Origin of the sequence: Bradyrhizobium sp. CSA207 (assembly GCF_029051685.1) — a bacterium.
Lineage (GTDB): Bacteria > Pseudomonadota > Alphaproteobacteria > Rhizobiales > Xanthobacteraceae > Bradyrhizobium.
The window spans coordinates 1-19809 of the sequence record NZ_JAACFT010000068.1 but is presented as its reverse complement, the minus strand read 5'-3'; the positions used below and the strand labels follow the sequence as shown (position 1 = coordinate 19809).

The 19809-nt window shown below is 63.8% G+C and carries 17 protein-coding genes and 1 pseudogene; 9 read left to right on the top strand and 9 right to left on the bottom strand.

All coding sequences use genetic code 11. The annotated features are described in order from the left end of the window. Positions 1-273: 273 nt before the first annotated feature. On the bottom strand, positions 274-882 hold the full coding sequence (locus tag GWG65_RS39025; RefSeq protein ID WP_275200724.1) for a TetR/AcrR family transcriptional regulator: 609 nt from the start codon (positions 880-882) through the stop codon (positions 274-276). Between the two features lie 144 nt (positions 883-1026). Between GWG65_RS39025 and GWG65_RS39020 the strand changes: the two genes are divergently transcribed. From GWG65_RS39020 to GWG65_RS39010, 3 genes are all read left to right on the top strand, one after another. Next, positions 1027-2259: an MFS transporter gene (locus GWG65_RS39020; RefSeq protein WP_275200723.1), complete on the top strand. Its 1233-nt coding sequence runs from the start codon at positions 1027-1029 to the stop codon at positions 2257-2259. A 196-nt stretch (positions 2260-2455) separates the two neighbouring features. Further along, positions 2456-2923, top strand: a complete 468-nt coding sequence (locus GWG65_RS39015) for a nuclear transport factor 2 family protein (protein WP_275200722.1) — start codon at positions 2456-2458, stop codon at positions 2921-2923. Between the two features lie 285 nt (positions 2924-3208). Continuing rightward, a complete protein-coding gene (locus GWG65_RS39010; RefSeq protein WP_275200721.1) occupies positions 3209-3982 on the top strand; it encodes a hypothetical protein in 774 nt (257 codons plus the stop codon). Between the two features lie 107 nt (positions 3983-4089). Here GWG65_RS39010 and GWG65_RS39005 read toward each other — a convergent pair whose 3' ends face one another. Next, the gene (locus tag GWG65_RS39005; RefSeq protein ID WP_275200720.1) at positions 4090-4359 is read right to left on the bottom strand and encodes a DUF1127 domain-containing protein; all 270 of its coding nucleotides are present in this window, start codon (positions 4357-4359) and stop codon (positions 4090-4092) included. A 145-nt stretch (positions 4360-4504) separates the two neighbouring features. On the opposite strand from GWG65_RS39005, the gene GWG65_RS39000 reads away from it, so the two are divergent. The 5 genes and pseudogenes from GWG65_RS39000 (at position 4505) to GWG65_RS38980 (ending at position 10106) form a co-directional block, all read left to right on the top strand. Beyond that, a complete protein-coding gene (locus GWG65_RS39000; protein WP_275200719.1) occupies positions 4505-6082 on the top strand; it encodes a winged helix-turn-helix domain-containing tetratricopeptide repeat protein in 1578 nt (525 codons plus the stop codon). A gap of 236 nt (positions 6083-6318) precedes the next feature. Then, positions 6319-6789: pseudogene (locus GWG65_RS38995) on the top strand (MFS transporter); the annotation flags it as partial. Between the two features lie 398 nt (positions 6790-7187). Further along, positions 7188-8582: an ammonium transporter gene (locus GWG65_RS38990; protein ID WP_275200718.1), complete on the top strand. Its 1395-nt coding sequence runs from the start codon at positions 7188-7190 to the stop codon at positions 8580-8582. A 74-nt stretch (positions 8583-8656) separates the two neighbouring features. Further along, entirely contained in the window at positions 8657-9001 is a 345-nt protein-coding gene (locus GWG65_RS38985; RefSeq protein WP_275200717.1) for a hypothetical protein, read from the top strand. 109 nt (positions 9002-9110) lie between these two features. Beyond that, positions 9111-10106: a DUF6745 domain-containing protein gene (locus GWG65_RS38980; protein WP_275200716.1), complete on the top strand. Its 996-nt coding sequence runs from the start codon at positions 9111-9113 to the stop codon at positions 10104-10106. Between the two features lie 120 nt (positions 10107-10226). Here GWG65_RS38980 and GWG65_RS38975 read toward each other — a convergent pair whose 3' ends face one another. From GWG65_RS38975 to topA, 7 genes are all read right to left on the bottom strand, one after another. After that, positions 10227-10757 carry a hypothetical protein gene (locus GWG65_RS38975; protein ID WP_275200715.1) on the bottom strand — a complete coding sequence of 177 codons (531 nt, stop codon included), beginning with the start codon at positions 10755-10757 and terminating at the stop codon, positions 10227-10229. 81 nt (positions 10758-10838) lie between these two features. Next, positions 10839-11006, bottom strand: coding sequence for a 50S ribosomal protein L33 (gene rpmG, locus GWG65_RS38970; protein ID WP_007603295.1), 168 nt, complete (start codon positions 11004-11006; stop codon positions 10839-10841). Between the two features lie 124 nt (positions 11007-11130). Beyond that, positions 11131-12456 (bottom strand): LLM class flavin-dependent oxidoreductase, encoded by a 1326-nt coding sequence (locus GWG65_RS38965; protein ID WP_275200714.1) that lies wholly within the window; start codon positions 12454-12456, stop codon positions 11131-11133. Positions 12457-12843: 387 nt separating this feature from the next. After that, on the bottom strand, positions 12844-13593 hold the full coding sequence (locus tag GWG65_RS38960; RefSeq protein ID WP_275200713.1) for an NUDIX hydrolase: 750 nt from the start codon (positions 13591-13593) through the stop codon (positions 12844-12846). A gap of 31 nt (positions 13594-13624) precedes the next feature. Then, a complete protein-coding gene (locus tag GWG65_RS38955) occupies positions 13625-14065 on the bottom strand; it encodes a DUF983 domain-containing protein (protein WP_275200712.1) in 441 nt (146 codons plus the stop codon). A gap of 5 nt (positions 14066-14070) precedes the next feature. After that, the gene (gene rnr, locus GWG65_RS38950; protein ID WP_275200711.1) at positions 14071-16404 is read right to left on the bottom strand and encodes a ribonuclease R; all 2334 of its coding nucleotides are present in this window, start codon (positions 16402-16404) and stop codon (positions 14071-14073) included. A 7-nt stretch (positions 16405-16411) separates the two neighbouring features. After that, positions 16412-19177 (bottom strand): type I DNA topoisomerase, encoded by a 2766-nt coding sequence (gene topA / locus GWG65_RS38945; protein WP_275200710.1) that lies wholly within the window; start codon positions 19175-19177, stop codon positions 16412-16414. A gap of 226 nt (positions 19178-19403) precedes the next feature. Between topA and GWG65_RS38940 the strand changes: the two genes are divergently transcribed. Beyond that, positions 19404-19643 carry a hypothetical protein gene (locus tag GWG65_RS38940; RefSeq protein WP_275200709.1) on the top strand — a complete coding sequence of 80 codons (240 nt, stop codon included), beginning with the start codon at positions 19404-19406 and terminating at the stop codon, positions 19641-19643. Positions 19644-19809 lie beyond the last annotated feature (166 nt).

Sequence of the window (19809 nt, the reverse complement as noted above, 5' to 3'; positions counted from 1 at the left end):
ACAACCCCATGCACAGTAGCCGAGGCTAGCCGGATCAACGGCTTACGGTAGGCATACGCAGGCGGCAACGCCGTTTGACTCGTCGGGCAAAACAGGGGCATTTTGCTATGGTCGGGCAGTGGGACGAATGCTGTCGCTACATCCTCAACTGTCGTCCCGGCGAAGGCCGGGACCCATAACCCCAGGACGGGGTTGTGGTGCGAGCAGGTAACCACGAGTCTTCGCCAAACTGCTTTTCGTGGGTATGGGTCCCGGCCTTCGCCGGGACGACAACTAATGCGGCGCGCGCTTGCCTCGCTTCACCGCCGGCTTCACCGCATCCCCCACATCCACTCCCGCACTCCGCAGCAGCACCTTCGCCGCTTCCTTTGCTGCACGGGCCATCGCCGGATCATCGCGCACGAGGTCCTGGGCGATGGAGCCGTCGACCAGCAGCACGAGCTGCGTTGCTAGCGCCTCCGCGTCCGCGACGCCGAGCTCGTTCAGGCGGTCGCGAAACCAGATGCGGCGGCTCTCCTTGAAGGCGATCGCGATCTTCTTCACGGAGCGGTCCGCTGGGCCCAGTTCGGCGACTGCATTCACGAACGGGCAGCCGCGAAAATCCTTGGCGGCAAACCGCCGTTCCAGCGAATCGAAGGTGGCGAGGATCTGCTCGGCCGGCGGCTTGTCGGAGGTGCGCGGAGCTACGAAGCGGCGCTCCAGATAGGCCGCGATCAGCGCGTCCTTGGACGGGAAATGGTTGTAGAGCGTGCGCTTGGAGATGCCGATCTCGGCCGCGATGGTATCGACGCCGATGGCGCGAATGCCTTGCAGATAGAACAGCTTGTCGGCGGTCTCGAGGATCCGCTCCTTCATCGTCCGTGGGGAGGGCGGGGGAGCCATGCGACGCGATAAGTCCTCTTGACGTTCTCTTGGCTTGACAGCGCCTGCTAACCATAGCCTATGTACACAGGTCTGTGTAAATAAAATCAACGGGATTCGCAGACGACGGCACCCGTGCCGCGCCGCCTAGGGAGAATAAGAACAATGCCCCTGTTGCAGGTCCTGCGTCCCACATTGCCCATCCTGATCGGTGCCTCCATCATGCTCACGCTGAGCATGGGGCTGCGGCAGTCGCTCGGCATCTTCCTGCAACCGCTGACGCATGACATCCACATCTCGGTATCGGATTTCACGCTGGCGCTGGCCGTGCAGAACCTCGCCTGGGGCTTTCTCCAGCCGCTCGCCGGCGCGATGACGGTGCGCTACGGCTTCCGTCCCATCATGATCGTCGGATCGCTGATGTACATCGTGGGCCTCGTGCTGATGGCGACCGCGAACGGGCTCGTCGCCATCATGATCGGCGCCGGCGTGCTGATCGGCACCTCGCTGGCCTGCACCGCGGCCGCGATCGCGATGTCGGTGGCGGCGCGCGCGGTGCCGGAGACGGTGCGCTCCACCGTGCTCGGCATCGTCTCCGGCGCCGGCTCGCTCGGCGCGCTGCTGTCGGCGCCGCTCGGGCAGTTGCTCAATGAGGGCTTTGGCTGGCGCATCGGGCTCGCCGGCTTCGTGGTGATGTCGGTGCTGATGATCCCCGCCGCCTGGTACGCCGGACGCGTCGACAGGATCCCGCTGCCGAAGCCCGCGGCCGACGATATCGTCGATGCCACGGCGATGATCGCGGCGCGCACGGCGTTCGGCAACGCATCCTTCGTGGTGATGACCTGCGCCTATCTCGTCTGCGGCATGCAGCTCGTGTTCCTCACCACGCATCTGCCGTCCTACCTTGCCATCTGCGGTCTCGACCCGATGCTGAGCGCGCAGACGCTCGGCATGATCGGCGGCTTCAACGTGCTCGGCTCGCTGTTCTTCGGTTGGGCCGGCCAGCGCTGGAATAAACTCGCCCTGTTAGGCGCGATCTACATCGTCCGTTCGCTCGCACTGGCCTGGTACTTCATGTTGCCGGCCACGCCTGCCTCGACGCTGCTGTTCGGCGCGATCATGGGCTTCCTGTGGATGGGCGTGGGGCCTCTGGTTGCGGGCGCCGTCGCCGAAATGTTCGGCCTGCGCTGGCAGGCCATGATCCAGGGCCTCGCCTTCATGAGCCACCAGGTCGGCAGCTTCCTCGGTGCCTACGGAGGCGGGGTGATCTACGACTCGCTCGGCTCCTACACCATGGCCTGGCGCATCGGCGTCGCACTCGGGCTGGCCGGCGGCATCATCCAGGTTGCCTTCGCGCTGATCCGGCCGTCGCAGCCGCCGGTGTTGAGGACGGCGTAGGCGGGAGGTGTGGTCATAGGCGCCGGCTTTCGGAGCCTGAGCGGAAGTCGCTCGGCTTGTCGTCAACAGCGGCACATGACCCAGAGCGGGAGTTCCGCCAAATCGGTCGTTTCGTCTGAAATCCATGTGGTCATTGGATCGTCGTTGGGCTAATTTTTGCAACAGCCAACTACGAGCGCATTAGGGGAGGACGACCATGACCTTCCGCGCACAAAGCCGCTTTGCTTTCCTCGTTTTATTCTTGCTGCTAGCTACGGCGGGTGTCGTGCGCGCTGGCAGTGAAGAGGAAGTGAAGGCTGTTTTCGTAAGATTTGTTGGGGCGCAAAACGCTCACGACCTGAAAGAGGTTGGCGCGTTATTGCAAGACTCAGCAGAGTTTTTGTGGATCACGCGTGGCGCCCCTATCTGGGGTCATGACTCAGCAATCAAGCGTTTTGAGGCCCTGTACCAAGGCACTTGGTCACTCGACCCGAAGATGGACGAGCTGAAGGTAATCGAACTGCAACCGGGGGCAGCCCAACTTTATGTGCCGATAACTTTTATGATTTCACCGGCTGGGCAGACTGCGCAACCTGCACGGTTTCTGATGAATCAAGTGCTTGTCAAGACGGGTGATGGTTGGAAGATAACGAGCATTCTTCCAATTCCCGCGCCTCAACCGTAAAGCCCAACCGCAGAGTTCGTCAGACCGGTGGGGCAATGGGTTCGAAGGTCATCAAGGGATGAGTCGAGGACCTGTGAGCGCGACGGCGCTCGGGTCGAATGTGCACCGGCTGCTACCTTGGCCCTATGCCGAAGAGCGCCTCAGCCGCCGTGATGTCAGCTGTCGCCGGTAGACCGGACGACCAGCTGCACTTGCCTCGACCGCCGCTCTTGGACCCGAAGAGGGCGTAGTATGTCGACGAGTAACCCGATCTCATATACAGTTCGCCGATCAATAGGGGTGGATATGTGGCAACCGGACGGGTGGGCTCAAACCAGGATCGGCATTCTTACCCCGCATGCTGACATAGTTCCAGAAGCGGAGTTTGGTGCACTGGCTCCTGAGGGAATTTCGATCCACGCCGCGCGCATTCCGTTCGGCGGCTACAGGCCGGGTGGAGTGATGGACCCGACCATTGCCACCGACCCCGTGCGCGCCATTGCCGATCCTCCTGCCGTGGATGATGCCGCCGAAATGCTAGCGATGGCCCCGTTACACGCGATTATCTTTGCTTTCACTAGCAGTAGTTTTGTGCGGGGCGTAGCCGATGATGCGGCACTCCAATCCCGTTTGGAGGCTCGCACGCGAGGCATACCCGTCGTCATCCCCTGTGCGGCGGCTCGTATCGCTCTAACAGCACTCGCTGCGAGACGGATCGCACTAATAAGCCCGCCATGGTTCTCGACTGAAATGGATCGGCAGGGTGTCGACTACTTCCAGCAGGGCGGATTCGATGTCGTTTCCAGTGGACCTGCGGGTTTGCCGTCGAATCAACAGGCCATTCAACCAGAACAGCTCTATGATTGGGTGCGTTCTCATGTGCCTGCGAATGCTGAAGGCGTTTTTATCGGCGGCAACGGCTTTCGAGCTATCGCAGTCATAAAGGCGCTAGAGCATAATCTTGGTAGACCGGTTCTGACCGCCAATCAGGCCGCCTTCTGGTGTGCTCTGCGCAAATCCGGCACACGAATACCGGTTACAAACTACGGTCGGATTTTCGAGTTTGATCTGCCACGCTGATGAGCCTTTCTATCGGATGACCGCTTGTGGCCCCTTAACTGAAGTCCGCTTGAACTCGTGTCGTATCGGCTCTCAGTGGACAAGCCGACGCCAATTCGGCCTGGGGTCTACTTGCTGCTTCTGACCCCGAAGCGGAATTGGGTGGATCGGAGGCCTCGCACATCGAGAAAGCGGCTTGAGGCGACGTAGTCGATCTCGCCGCGCGTGGTACCGATATCCATTAGTTCTCTGTCACTAAATTCGCACAAGGTGGCTCGTAATCTCTGGCGTTTGCGCCATTCCTGAAATGCATTCCAATAGGTTTCGAGAGGACTGTAGACCTGCCGCCTTGCGGTTGCCGGTCCCAGCTCGCTGGTCCCGTGGATGGTGCGCATCATGGTGTGTCCTGTCTGGACTGTTTCACCAGGAGAAGTTGCCGCATGACGCGCCAGCGCGCTTAACTGGCGGCTTACATTTCCCTTACCGGCAGCTTATTCTTCGTGCTCGGGGGCTTCCGAGGTGACCCCCAGAAGGAATGGCAGCTTGCGCTATCTCTTCGAGAAATACGCACTCGACACCGACCGGCGCGAACTGCATCGCGGGGCGGACGTCGTGCCCGTCGCGCCACAGGTATTCGACCTGCTCGACTACCTGATCCGCAACAGGGAGCGCGTGGTCAGCAAGGACGACCTCATCAACGTCATTTGGAATGGGCGCAGCGTGTCCGACGCGGCACTGACGACCCGCCTGAATGCCGCGCGGAGCGCGATCGGTGATTCCGGCGAGGAACAGCGCCTCATCAAAACCTTGCCGCGCAAGGGCTTCCGTTTCGTCGGACTGGTGCGGGAGGCTGACGGACCCGCGGGCGCTGCAACCGCCAATAACCCGATAGAATCGCCGAGACCAGCCCTCTCGCTGCCCGATAAGCCTTCGATTGCTATTCTCCCGTTCACTAATTTGAGCTCCGATCCGGAGCAGGACTACTTTGCTGATGGAATGGCTGAGGACATCATCACGGCGCTGTCTCGTTTCAAAGCGCTGTTCGTCATCGCCCGCAACTCGAGCTTTACATACAAGGGGCGTACTGTCGACGTAAAGGTGGTCGGGCTTGAACTTGGGGTGCGCTACGTGTTGGAAGGGAGCGTTCGCAAAGCGGCAAATCGAGTACGCATCACGGGGCAGCTCGTCGATACCGCCGGCGGGGCACATCTTTGGGCAGAACGGTTTGATAGTGGTCTCGGCGACATCTTCGATCTGCAGGACCGGGTGACTGAAAGCGTAGTGGGGGCGATCGCACCGGCGGTGGAAAAGGCCGAGATCGAGCGTGCCAGGCGCAAGCCGACCGAGAGTCTCGACGCCCATGCCCTCTACTTGCGCGGCTTGGCCAAGTTTTATCAGTTCGGTAACCGGCAAGTGAACGACGAGGCATTGCGCCTGTTCAACAATGCGAACGAACTCGACCCGGATTTTGCGTCGGCCTACGCCCATGCTGCCATGTGCTACGTCTGGGCCAAAGCCAATGGCTGGACTTCGGACACAGCGAACGAGATTGCCGAAGTGACGAGGCTCGCCAAATGTGCGATTGAATTGGGTAAGGACGACGCGTTCGCGCTCGCTGCCGGCGGGTGGGCGTTAGCTTACGTTGTTCGCGATCTCGAGGTAGGCCCCGCCTTAATCGATCGCGCGCTTGTGCTCAATTCCAATTCGGCCGAGGCATGGTCTTACGGCGGCTGGGCAAAAAACTTGCTCGGCGAGCCGGAACCGGCGATCGAGCGCTTCGCACGTGCCATGCGCCTGAGCCCACTTGATCCGCGGGTGAGAGCAATGCGAGCGGGGACCGCGCATGCACATTTCTTCCTGGGCCGCTATGACGAGGCGGCGTCGTGGGCGGCAATGGCATTGCAGGACAATTCGGACCTTCAGCTTGGATTACGCATCGCCGCCGCAAGCAATGCAATGGCCGGACGGCTGGAGCAAGCGCACAAGGCAGTGGCTCGGCTGCGGCAACTCAATCCCGCGCTACGTGTTTCCAATCTCAAGGACGCGGTGGGCCCTTATCGGCGTGCCGATGACCTCGCGCGATACGTAGAAGGATTGCGACGAGCCGGGCTGCCCGAATGACCATCCACGCCAAGGGATTTCGCCCGTGGCGACGAGGTGATATGAGCAGAGCGGCGACTTCCGATCATGGCCCAGGCTCACATGGAGCCATTCGGCTCCGGCGTCGTCTTCTGCGCGCAGAGCGGAAGCGACAACTCTAGGCATGCCTGGCTCAGCTCTCGTGCCCCGAATGTTGCGCAGCGTTTCTTCACCGGTACGCTGCTGAGCCGGGACCCATGTCTCCGCATCGTGTTGTGCTCCTGAGCGCGCAGACGCTCGGCATGATCGGCGGCTTCAACGTGCTCGGCTCGCTGTTGTTCAGTTGGGCCGGCCAGCGCTGGAACAAGCTGGCGCTGCTCGGCGGCATCTACATCCTGCGCTCGCTCGCACTGGCCTGGTACTTCATGCTGCCGGCGACGCCTGCCTCGACGCTGCTGTTCGGCGCCATCATGGGCTTCCTGTGGATGGGCGTGGGGCCGCTGGTTGCGGGCGCGGTGGCCGAAATGTTCGGCCTGCGCTGGCAGGCGATGATCCAGGGCCTCGCCTTCATGAGCCACCAGGTCGGCAGCTTCCTGGGCGCTTACGGAGGAGGGGTGATCTACGATTCGCTCGGCTCCTACAACGTGGCCTGGCGGATCGGCGTGGCCGTGGGGCTCGCCGCGGGCATCATGCAAATCGCGTTTGCACTGATCCGGCCGAGCGCGCCGCCATTGATGCGAACTGCATAGGCATCGTCACCCACTGCTTATTCGTTGGGCGGTGCGCTGCTGGGTGAAGCAGCGCGGGGCGCAATTGCCGCAAAGCAGCAAACTGGAATCGAAGCGCATTCAGTAACTTGAATGAATCGTGTCGACGGTGCGAATCTTGCTTGTACTTTGACCAGGAATTGGAACCGTCTCTGACGCTTTCCGATCTGGCGACAAGGGAAAGGCCGACAAGCCATGAGGCTGGTCGATGCCAATCTCCAGCGATCGACGCTCGACGACCTCATCGCGCCGAGCCGCGGTCATTGTGTCCCGAAAATCCGAGCTAATCACGCTGGCGCCTTCACGCCGGCGCGAATGATCATCCCTGCGGTTCCACTCAAACAATGCCCAGAAGACATCTCTTGCGACTTGGGAGGACGATGATGGAATCAAGAACATCCACGCGCCAAAGGCTCGTGACATTGGTGGTCGCGTTGCTGGGAATTGCACTTCTCTACCTCGCCCTCGGCGACGTGGCGCTCGCGGAGGATGCGGGCCCGCCAGCCTGCGGCGGCAAGATCCTGGAGAAGTGCACGCCCAATCCCGGCGACACCGCCTGGATGCTCACCTCCGTTGCGCTGGTGCTGATGATGACGGTCCCGGGGCTTGGACTGTTCTATGGCGGCATGGTGCGCAAGAAGAACGTGGGCGACACCGTGATGACCAGCTTTGCGGTGACCTGCCTCGTCACCATCCTGTTCGCGATCGTGACTTACAGCCTGGCCTTCCGCGCCGGCACGCCGTTCATCGGCGGGCTGGACCGCATGTTCCTGAAGGACATCCTCAGCGACATCGGCAAGGGCGGGATCGGCAACCCCAATCCGCTCGCGGCGACGATTCCCGAAAGCGTCTACATCTGCTTCCAGATGACGTTTGCAATCATCACGCCGGCGCTGATCGCAGGGGCCTTCGCCGAACGGATGAAATTCTCCGCGATGCTCTGGTTCATCGGCCTGTGGGCGATCTTGGTCTATGCGCCAATCGCGCATTGGGTGTGGGGCCCGGACGGCATCTTCGCCTCCGGCAACGACGCTGCCTGGGTCAAGGTGCTCGACTTCGCCGGCGGGACCGTCGTGCATATCAATGCCGGCGTGGCGGGGCTGATGTGCGCCATCATGCTGGGCAAGCGCAAGGAGGCCGGACCGGCCCACAACATGGTGCTGACCTTCATCGGCGCCTCGCTGCTCTGGGTCGGCTGGTTCGGCTTCAACGCGGGCTCCGCGGTGACGGCAGGCATGCAGGCCGGCATGGCGATGCTGGTGACGCAGATCGCAACGGCAGTCGCCGGCTTCACCTGGATGCTGGTCGAGTGGTCGCTCAAGGGCAAGCCGACGGTTGTCGGCATCTGCTCGGGCGCGGTGGCTGGCCTCGTCGCCATCACGCCCGCGTCCGGTTTCGTTGGCCCGATCGGCGCCTTTGTGATCGGCATCGCGGCCGGTGTCTTCTGCTACTGGGGATGCACCGGGCTCAAGAGCATGTTCAGCTATGACGACGCGCTCGATTGCTTCGGCGTCCACGCTGTCGGCGGCATCGTCGGCGCGCTGCTCACGGGCATATTTGCCGTCGAGCAATATGGCGGCACCGCGGGGGCTCTGGAAGGAAACCCGGGCCAGTTCATCAACCAGTGTATCGGCGTCGCCACGGTCTTTGTGTACGACGCCGTCGTCAGCCTGATCATCCTGTACGTGGTCAAGCTGTTCGTCGGCTTGCGGGTGTCGGAGGATATGGAACGCGACGGTCTCGACCTCGCACTGCATGGCGAGGTCGTGCACTAGGTCGCCGACAGCAATGTTGAACCATCCGGCCATCCGCGCTTGCCCCGCGGAGGTGCCGAACGGGAGAAGGCAAAATGACCGAGATTTTTGCGCAAGGTGACCTGCTGATCGAGCGGGTACCCGATGTGGCGCCATCGGGAACGCTCGCCGAAACCGCCGAAGGTGTGCCTCTGGTCCTGCTGGAGGGCGAGGCCACCGGACATTGTCACGCGATCCGCGAGCGGGTGACAATGTTTCGCGACGACGATCTGGCGCGCGACATTCCGGCCGGGCTCTATGTCGGGCATCTTCTGATCGCCTCAGCCTATGCGCGGGTGACGCATCAGGAGCATGCGCCGCTGACGCTGCCGCGAGGGACCTATCGGGTGCGTCGCCAGCGCGAGCTCGGGCCACGGGATGCGCGCGTTCTTGCCGACTGAGCGGGCGCTGTCCGCGGAGCAGACGGCGGCGTTTGGCGATGTCCGTGCGCGGTGGAGAGCCGTACGACGCTCGACTGCGCCTGCCGATCGCGACACCGCGGAGCAGGGCGTGCGTCTTGCCTATCAGGCCGCAGGACTGGAGCTGCCGGCTCGCATCGTCTGGTGCGACAGCCCGCTTGCGCTGGCCAGGCTTGCCGGCCGGATGTCGCGCGACGACGGCCGCAATGTGCGCTTTCGTCTCGTCGATCGCCTGCGCCGGCGCATAGCTTCTCGAATCGAGGCGCGGGTTCACCGCAAGGTGCTTGCCGCGGTCGACAGCGCAGTCAATCCTGCTGACCTGCTGATCGCCGCGGCGGCCGAAGCGGTGATACGCAGCGTGCCAGAGCAGAATCTGTCCGTGCTGGGCCAGCTGCGCCGAACCGGCCTGTCGTTCTCAGGCGCGCTACAGGCGTTCGTTGCCCCGCGGAGCTTCTCGTCCTGCGCGGCCGGTCCGCAGGATTTGCCGTGGCTCGGAGCTTACGACTATCTCCGCGAGGTGCTCGGTCTTCGCAGCGAGACGGAGCCGCTGCGCGGCCTGATGCAGCTCGCGACGAGTGTGGGCTGGCTGCTGCCGCACGAGCACACCTGCTGGCTCGCAGAGCGACCGAACCTTCTGTGCGGTGATGCGCGCGACCGGCTGCATCACGCAAGCGGTCCGGCGCTGTGTTATCCCGACGGCTGGTCCATCTGGGCCTGGCGCGGGGTGGAGGTGTCCCGCTGTATCATCGAGCGCCCGGACCGGATCACGCTCGCCGCGATCGACGAGCAGACGGACGTCCAGGTCCGCCGCTGCATGATCGAGATCATGACGCCGGAGCGCTACGTCGCGCTGGGCGGCGCCACCCGTGTCGGCGAGGACGAGACCGGAATCCTGTGGCGCCGCAATTGGCTCGCCGCGGACGCCTGGGCGGCCGTGGAGGTCGTCAACGCCACGCCCGAGCCGGACGGCACGCGCAGGCATTTCTTCCTCCAAGTGCCGGCCAATCTGCACACGCCGCGCGAAGCGGTCGCATGGACCTACGGCATGAGGGCGGAGGCCTATGCACACCTGGTGCTGAGGACGTGACGCAGGCGGGGCCTGCCGCCTCAAGCGCGATGAGATTGGGATGAATTGTCGTCGCGCTTGAGGTTGTTGTTTGAGCATGATCTTTTCGGAAAACCGCTACGCACTTTTCCGGATCATGCTTTAGCTGCGGTAGTAGCGCCACATCCGCAGGAACGTGCGATGGATCATGTCCGGCGGCTGATCGAATGGCTCGACATTGATTCGTACCATGTTGGTGTGGCTCATCCGCCAGGGCAGGCGCATCAGCCAGCGCCAGGACGGCTGCCGGCGCCAGTCGGCCACCAGGGCGCTGGTAAGCGGCGCGTTCAGCACGATCTGGAGTTCATGCACCGTCATGGCGCGCTCGGCGATCTCGACGAGATCGATGCGCTCGATGGCGCGCCACCGGATCAGGCCGAAGGCCTGAATGAAGATGCCGTACTGGTTTGCGCCGATCGTGGGCCGGCCGGTCTCGAGCAGCGGAATGTTGTAATAGGTAAACCCGGCCGCGAGCGCCGCGAGCGCAAGCCAATAAAGCGCGCCGGTGAGAAGCGCAGCAGTGCAGAAGATCGCGGCCAGCGCCGCCGTGACGTAGACCGGGAAATAAGTATCGTCGCGGCCATAAGCAACCGAGTAGCCACCGACATGTCCCTCGTCCAAGACTGCGATCATGGACGTGGAGGCTACGACCATCGGCCGCAAATAAAAACGGGGCCGCGAGGGCCCCGTCAAAGTGCGTAGCGTTCCGCGATCTTACTTGATCTTGGCTTCGCGGAATTCGACGTGCTTGCGCGCCACGGGATCGTACTTCTTCTTGACCAGCTTGTCGGTCATGGTGCGCGAATTCTTCTTGGCGACGTAGTAGAAGCCGGTGTCGGCCGAGGACACGAGCTTGACCTTGATGGTGACCGCTTTGGCCATGTTCTGAACCTCGAGAAATAGGGGAATCTGGAGCCGGCCAAACGGCCCGCGTTGGCCGGCAACCTAGCCAGAAACCGCCTGATGTCAAGATTTTTGGGCCGGAGAACCGCTCAAATCGGCCCGATCAGGCCTCGAAGAAGCGGTTTTTCGGCCGCGGCAGGCCCAGATTCTCGCGCAGAGTGGCCCCTTCATACTCCTGGCGGAAGATCCCGCGTCGCTGCAGCTCCGGGACCACCTTCTCGACGAAATCGTCGAGGCCCGCAGGGACGAACGGGAACATGATGTTGAAGCCGTCGGAGCCGCGCCCGACCAGCCATTCCTCCATCTGGTCGGCGATGGTTTTGGCGGTGCCGACGAAGGCAAGCCCGCCGTAACCACCGACGCGCTGGGCGAGCTGGCGCACGGTGAGCTTGTCGCGGGCGGCGAGATCGACCATGCGTTGGCGGCCGCTCTTGCTGGCGTTGGTCTCCGGGATTTCGGGGAGCGGTCCGTCCGGATCGAAGCCGGAGGCATCCGTGCCGAGAATGACGGACAGCGAGGCGATGGCGCTGTCGTAGTGTACGCGGCTGTCGAGCAGCGCGCGCTTCTCCCTGGCCTCGTCGACGCTGTCGCCGACCACGACGAAGGCGCCGGGCAGGATCTTGAGGTGCTCGGGATCGCGGCCGACCTTCTCCATGCGGCCCTTGATGTCGGCATAAAGCTTTTGGCCGTCTGCGAGGCTGCCGCCGCCGGTGAACACGGCCTCCGCGGTTTCGGCCGCGAGCTGCCTGCCATCCTCGGAGGCGCCGGCCTGCACGATCACCGGCCAGCCCTGGACGGGGCGGGCGATGTTGAGCGGGCCGCGGACCTTCAGATATTTGCCCTGGTGGTCGAGCACGTGCATTTTTGACGGCTCGAAGAAAAGACCGCTTTCGACATCGCGCACGAAGGCGTCATCGGCAAAGGAATCCCACAGGCCGGTAACGACGTCGTAGAACTCGCGGGCGCGCTTGTAGCGCTCGGCATGCTCCATGTGATCGTCGAGGCCGAAATTCAGCGCGGCGTCCGGATTCGACGTGGTGACGATATTCCAGCCCGCGCGCCCGCCGCTGAGATGGTCGAGCGAGGCGAAGCGGCGTGCGACGTGATAGGGCTCGTCGAACGTGGTCGAGCCGGTCGCGATCAGGCCGATCCGCTCGGTGACGGCCGAAAGCGCCGACAGCAGCGTGAACGGCTCGAACGACGTCACCGTGTGGCTGCGCTTGAGCGCATTGACCGGCATGTTCAAGACGGCGAGGTGATCGGCCATGAAAAAGGCGTCGAACTTGCCCGCCTCGAGCTTCTGGATCAGCTGCTTGATGTGGCCGAAGTTGAAATTGGCATCGGGCCAGGCCCCGGGATAGCGCCAGGCGCCGGTGTGGATGCTGATCGGGCGCATGAACGCGCCAAGCTTGAGTTGCCGTTGTGCCATCGCCCGGTGTCCGTTCTGGGTGTCGTTCAAGAGGACATAGGAACGGCCGGAAACTCCGCCATCGGGGGAGGCGGGAAGATTATTTTGTTTTTCGATGCGCCCTCAGCACAATCGCGTCATTCCGGCCTCGCGCTACGCGCGCCCCGGAATGACGGCAGGGCTATCGCATATGGCTTTTGGGCCGGCCCGAGCGCCCGCCCCGTCCTTCGAGACGACCGCTCCGCGGTCTCCTCAGGATGAGGCTAAGCGGCATCGGCGCCCGTTGAAACGGCTACCGCGGACTCCATCCTCATCCTGAGGGCCCGCCCCAAGCGGGCGTCTCGAAGGATCGGCCACAACAAGATCAGCCCGTATGCGATCACCCCGGGAACGACGGCGAGAGCCGGATCAGCTCAAAATATCCTTCTGCATCTTGCCGCCGTAGAAATGGAAGAACGGCACGGGCGCGTCGTGGCGGAGCGGGCCGGTGGCAAGGCGGGTGTCGAGCTCGTTGAGCACGTTGCGTGTCATCGGATGCAGATCGGCGAGCGGCTTCGAGCCGAGCTCGACCCAGACCAGTTCGACCAGCTCCGCATCCGCATGGATCACACCGTAGACGCGGTGCGCGATCGCGGAGGCATCCGCCGTGAAGAAGCGGGTGTCGAAGCGCTTGACGCGGCCGGGTGGGGTGATGGCGCGCGCGATCAGGAACAGGCCGGATGGGTCGGGCAACAGGCCCGCATCGGCGAACGGCTTCCAGGCGCCGTCGAGCTTCGGTACCTTTCCCTCGATCCTGCGTCCGAGGCAAAGCCCGGTCTCCTCGCAGGCCTCGCGGATCGCGGCAAAGGCGAGCGATTTTGCGCGCGCGGCCGGCGTCTTCGGGCTGCCCTTGGCGAGATTGGCTTCGAGCTCGGCGGTGATCGGTGCGGCACAGGGCACGCGGTAGTCGGCCTTGTCGACGCGGCCGCCGGGGAAGACGAATTTACCGGGCATGAACACCACCTTGTCGTGGCGCTTGCCGACCAGCACTTTTGGAATGGCACCGCTGCGATCGACCAGGATCAGCGTCGCGGCATCCTTGGGGCGGAAATAGGGATGATGATCGGCTTCCTTCACCTCATGGACCTTTGCCTTCTCCGCCTGCGCGATATCCGTCATGTCCTCACCCAAACCGCTTTTGCTTTTCTGCTCACACTGGCGGAATACCATCCGCAGGATTGTCGTCAAAGCCGTGCATGCGCAGAGCCCATTGCAATCCGACCACAGCGCCCTTGACCGGCTGCAGCAGTGCGAGCGAGGCGACGAAGGTGAACGGCAAATAGGCCGCAAAGCTGAGCCAGACCGGCGTCGTGTAATTGGTCTCGATCCAGAGGATGCTCGGCACCACGATGTGGCCGACGATGACGATCACGAGATAGGCCGGCAAATCGTCGGCGCGATGCGGCGTGAAGTCGAGGCTGCAGACCGAGCAATGGTCGGCCGTCTTCAGGAAAGCGCGGAATAGCTTACCCTGGCCGCAGCGCGGGCAGCGGCCGAAAAACCCGTGCTTCATCGCAGCCCAGAGGTCGCGCTTCTCGACAAGACCAGTCTCGCGCGTCCAGATCTTCGGGACCGTGTTCATCGCTACCACGCTTTCTACCAGGCCTTGCCCTTTGCGCCCTTGCTCTTGCCCTTCTTCGCCTTGCCGGATTTCTTCTCCGGCTTGCGCTTGTTCGGGCTACGTCCGGGATGCGCCTTGAACGAGGGGCGGCGCTGCGGACCGGATTGCCTGCGGTCGCGCGGCGCGGTCTCGCCCGACGATGACAGCAGCTCGAAGCGCAGCGCGCCCGCGACCGGCGCTGCTTCTATCAGACGGACGTCGACCACGTCACCCAGCCGGTGCATGGTGCCGCTGCGCGTGCCGACCAGCGCGTGGCGGCCCTCGTCATAGTTGAAATATTCCGTGCCGAGGGACCGGATCGGGATCAGGCCGTCGGCGCCGGTCTCGCTCAGCTTGACGAACAGGCCGGCGCGCGTGACGCCGGAGACGCGGCCCTGGAAGCTGGCGCCGATACGGTCGGCGAGATGATGCGCGATCAGCCGGTCGACGGTTTCGCGCTCGGCCTTCATGGCGCGCCGCTCGGTTACCGAGATGTGGGCTGCGACCTCACTGAGGGTTTCCGGCGTCTCGCTGTCGGGCAGCGCGCCTTCGCCGAGGCCGAGCGCGCGAACGAGGGCGCGGTGAACGACGAGGTCGGCATAGCGGCGGATCGGCGAGGTGAAATGCGCGTAGCGGCGCAGGTTCAGGCCGAAATGACCGTAATTCTCGGCGGAATATTCCGCCTGCGCCTGCGCGCGCAGCACGACCTCGCTCACCAGCGGGAAATGGTCGTGGCCTTCGAGCTGGGCCAGCACGCGGTTGAACAGAGCGGGCCGCAGCGCGCCGCCCTTGGCAAACGGCACATCCAGCGTCTGCAAAAACTCCGCGAGCGCGTGGACCTTCTCCAGCGTCGGCTCGTCGTGCACGCGGTAGATCAGCGGCAGCGACTTCTTTTCCAGCATTTCGGCTGCGGCGACGTTGGCGAGGATCATGAACTCCTCGATCAGCTTGTGCGCGTCCAGCCGCTCCGGAACGATGACGCGATCGACCGTGCCGTCGCTCTTCAGCAGGATCTTGCGTTCGGGCAGGTCGAGATTGAGCGGATCGCGTTCGTCGCGGGCGCGCTTGACGCAGGCATAGGCGGCATAGAGCGGCCTCAGGATCGGGTCGAGCAGGGGCCCCGTGGTGTCGTCCGGCCGGCCGTCGATTGCGGCCTGCGCCTGCACGTAGTTCAGCTTGGCCGCCGAGCGCATCAGGATGCGGTGGAAGCTGTGCGAGCGCTTGCGCCCGTCGGGGCCGATCACCATCCGCACTGCGAGTGCGCCGCGCGGCTCGCCGGGCACCAGCGAGCAGAGATTGTTGGAGATGCGTTCGGGGAGCATCGGCACGACGCGGTCGGGGAAATAGACCGAGTTGCCGCGATCGAGCGCATCGCGGTCGAGCGTCGTGCCCGGCCGGACGTAGAAGCTGACATCGGCGATGGCGACGTCGACGATGAAGCCGCCCTTGTTGTTCGGATCGGGATCTGGCTGTGCGTGAACCGCGTCGTCATGATCCTTGGCATCGGGCGGATCGATGGTGACGAGCGGAACGTCGCGCCAGTCCTCGCGCCCCTTCAGATTGGCCGGCTCCGCCGCTTCCGCCTCGCGTTCGGCTGCGGGCGAGAATTGCAGCGGGATGTCGTGGGCGTAGATCGCGATCAGGCTGATCGCCTTCTCCGACTTGACCGAGCCGAGCTTCTCTTTCACCCGGCCCGAGGCGAGGCCAAAGCCGCGCGAGCGGACGATATCGATGCTGACGAGATCGCCGTCCTGCGCGCCCTGCGCGTCGGCCTTGGCGATGTTCAGCTCGCGGTCGGCGAACTTCTTGTCGACGGGGACGAGCCGGCCGCCGCCTTCGGGCAGCTCGCGGAACACGCCGAGGATGCGGCTCTTGGCCTTGTCGATGACCTTGATGATGCGGCCGCGATAGGCCGGACCTTCGGTCTCCTCCGAGCGCTCGACGCGCAGCAGCGCGCGGTCGCCGATGCCGGCCGCGGTGCCGGGCTTGGGCCGGCGCGGCATCTCGATGATGATCTTGGGCGGCTCGCCGCTTTCGACCTCGTCCCATTCGGCCGGGGAGGCGATCAGCTCGCCGTCCGCATCGCGCCCGGTGATGTCGGCGAGCAGCGTCGGCGGCAGGCTGTCGGGCTCTGAAATCTTGTGGCGCTTCTTCTTGACGACGCCGTCATCGGCGAGCTCGCGCAGCATGCGCCTGAGCTCGGCGCGATCGGCGTTTTTCAGGCCGAACTCGCGCGCGATCTCGCGGGTGCCGACGTTTCCGTGGTTTGCCTTGATGAAGGCGACGATGGCATCCCGGTCGGGAAAGCCATGGTCATTGTTGCGTTTCACTTAACCTCTATTTCGTGCCGGCACTCTTCTTGGCCGGAGCTTTGGCTGCGGACGCTTTGGTCGGCGACGTCTTGACTGCGGAAGTCTTTGCCGTCGACGGCACGGCGGCGCGCGCCTTGCTGGTTGATTCAGTTTTCGACTTGGCCGCGGCTTTCTTCGCGGCTGGTTTCTTCGGTTTTGGCGCGGCGTCATCGCCCTCGGCAGCCTTCTTGGCTTTGGCCGGCTTCGCTGCCTTCTTCGCCGTCCTGGTGCTCTTGGTCTTGCCGCCGCCCTTGGCCGCGCGCTCGTCGATCAGTGCGATCGCCTGCGGCAGCGTGATTGCGTCCTTCTCGATGTCGCTCGGGATCGTTGCGTTGACGCCGCCCGCGGTGACGTAGGGGCCGTAGCGGCCGCCCTTCACGGTGACGGTGCCGAGCGCCGGGTGATCGCCGATGGCCTTGCCCGGGTCGGCGCCGAAGCGGCGGCTCGGGCCCTTGGCAACCTTCTCGGCAATCAGCGTCACCGCGCGATTGAGACCGACGTCGAAGACCTCATCGCCGGCCTCCAGGCTGGCGTAGGTCTTCTCATGCTTCACGAACGGGCCGAAGCGGCCGAGGCCGGCCGTGATCGGCTCACCGGTTTCCGGATGCTTGCCGATCTCGCGCGGCAGCGACAGCAGCTTGAGCGCGAGCTCAAGGTCGACATCGCCGGGCGAGGTGCCCTTCGGGATGCCGGCGCGCTTCGGCTTCTCGCCTTCGGCATAATCCTTCTGCTCGCCGAGCTGGATGTAGGGGCCGAACCGGCCCGCCTTGACCCAGACGTCGAAGCCGGTGCCGGGGTCCTGGCCGAGCGAACGGTCGGCGCTGGCCTCGCCATCGGCGGCGAGCTGGCGGGTGTAGCGGCATTCCGGATAGTTCGAGCAACCGACGAAGGCGCCGAACTTGCCGGCCTTCAGGTTGAGGCGGCCGTTGCCGCAGCTCGGGCACTGCCGGATGTCGCCGCCATCGGTGCGGGGTGGATAGATGTGCTGTCCGAGCAGGTCGTCGAGCACGTCCAGCACCTGCGCGACGCGCAGATCCTTGATCTCGTCGACGGCGCCGATGAAGCCGATCCAGAAATCCTTCAGCACCTGCTGCCAGGAGATCTCGTTGTTGGAGATGCGGTCGAGCTGCTCTTCCAGATTGGCGGTGAAATCGTATTCGACGTAGCGGCTGAAGAAGCTTTCGAGGAACGCGACCACGACGCGGCCCTTGTCCTCGCCGTGCAGGCGCTTCTTCTCCAGCTTGACGTAGCCGCGGTCTTTCAGGACCTGGAGGATCGAGGCATAGGTCGAGGGCCGGCCGATGCCGAGCTCTTCCATGCGCTTGACCAGCGAGGCTTCCGAGAAACGCGGCGGCGGCTCGGTGAAGTGCTGGGTGACGGCGAGCGACTGCCGCTTCAGCGCGTCGCCTCCGCTCATCGCGGGCAGGCGGCGGGAATCCTCGTCCTCCTCGTCGTCGCGGCCTTCCTGGTAGAGCGCCAGAAAACCGTCGAACTTGACGACCTGGCCGGTGGCGCGCAGCTCCAGCGTGCGGCCGCCGGCCCTCGCCGTGATGTCGACCGTGGTGCGCTCGAGCTCGGCCGATTCCATCTGGCTGGCGATGGTGCGCTTCCAGATCAGTTCATAGAGTCTGGCCTGATCGGCATCGAGCTTGCGGCTCATGCTGTCGGGACGGCGGGACAGATCGGTCGGGCGGATCGCCTCGTGCGCTTCCTGGGCGTTCTTGGCCTTGGCCTGGTACTGGCGCGGCGCGTCCGGCACATAGGCGTTGCCGTAATCCTCGCCGATCACCTTGCGCGCCTGGGTGATGGCGGACGGATCGATCTGCACGCCGTCGGTACGCATATAAGTAATGAGTCCGGTGGTCTCGCCGCCGATGTCGATGCCTTCATAGAGACGCTGCGCGATGCGCATCGTGTGCGCCGGCGCAAAGCCGTATTTGCGGCTGGCTTCCTGCTGCAGGGTCGAGGTGGTGAAGGGGGCTTGCGGATTGCGCCGGGCGGGCTTGGCATCGACCGCGGTCACCGCGTAGGCGGCAGCTTCCAGCGCCTTCTTGAATGCTTCGGCTTCCGCGCCGGTGCCGATGTCGAGACGCTGGATCTTCTTTCCGTCGGCGCCGACCAGACGGGCCTCGAAGGCGTCGCCGCGCGGGGTGAGCAGGGTTGCGATCAGCGACCAATATTCGCGCGCGACGAACTTCTCGATCTCCAGCTCGCGGTCGCAGACCAGCCGCAGCGCCACCGACTGCACGCGGCCGGCCGAGCGGGCGCCCGGCAGCTTGCGCCACAGCACGGGGGAGAGGGTGAAGCCGACCAGATAGTCCAGCGCGCGGCGCGCCATATAGGCGTCGACCAGCGCGCCGTCGATCTGGCGCGGATGCTTCATCGCGTCCGTGACGGCCTGCTTGGTGATGGCGTTGAACACCACGCGCTCGATCTTGTGGTCCTTCAGCGCGCGCTTCTCTTTCAGCACCTCCAGCACGTGCCAGGAGATGGCCTCGCCCTCGCGATCGGGGTCGGTTGCCAGAATCAGGCGGTCGGCGCCCTTCAGGGACTTGGCGATATCGTTCAGCCGGCCGGCCGCCTTGGGGTCGATCTCCCAGATCATCTTGAAATTAGCGTCGGGATCAACAGATCCGTTCTTTGCGGGCAAGTCGCGGACATGGCCGAACGAGGCCAGAACCTCGTAGGACGAGCCCAAATATTTGTTGATCGTCTTGGCTTTCGCCGGCGACTCCACAATAACGATATTCATGTAGTTCCAGTAACTTATGGGGAAATATTAGGCCGAATTCGAAGGGATTCGGGTCGGCCGTTTCGCCCCGAACATGGGTGGTGAGGCCCTCGCTGTCAAATCGAGGGGTGTTGAAAGGCGCCGGAATGGGAAAAGTTTCATATCGAGAAAGTTGCAAAATACCACCTTTGAGTTGCGATTGATGTCGGCGTAGAGTTCCAGCGGGCATGGATTCGGGTGGGGTCTGGTGACTAAGCCAGTACGGAAACGAGCGCGCGAGACTTCGGGCGGGCAGGGACGCTCGCGTGCCGAGGAACCGGGAGAGGGCGGCGTCGAGGAGGCGGTCGCCTTCATTGCCGAGCAGGTCGGGGCGTTGCGCAAGCTTGCCGAGCGCCACAAGCTCGATGTGCTGCATTATCTCCTCGGCATGACCAAGCTGGAGGCCGATGAGCACCTGAGGCTGCGGAGCAAGCGCAAGCTGTCGTGAGCGGCGCGGTGCTTTCGGTCGTAGCCTGGATGGAGCGAAGAGACTGGGCAGGAATTTGTTTTGCGTACCCCACTAAGCGGGCGAACCGAATTCCAGGCAGAAACCAGCTTTTGGTCGGAACATCAGGGTCTGGAGCCCGGCTATTATCGCTGAAGCGATGTTGAGC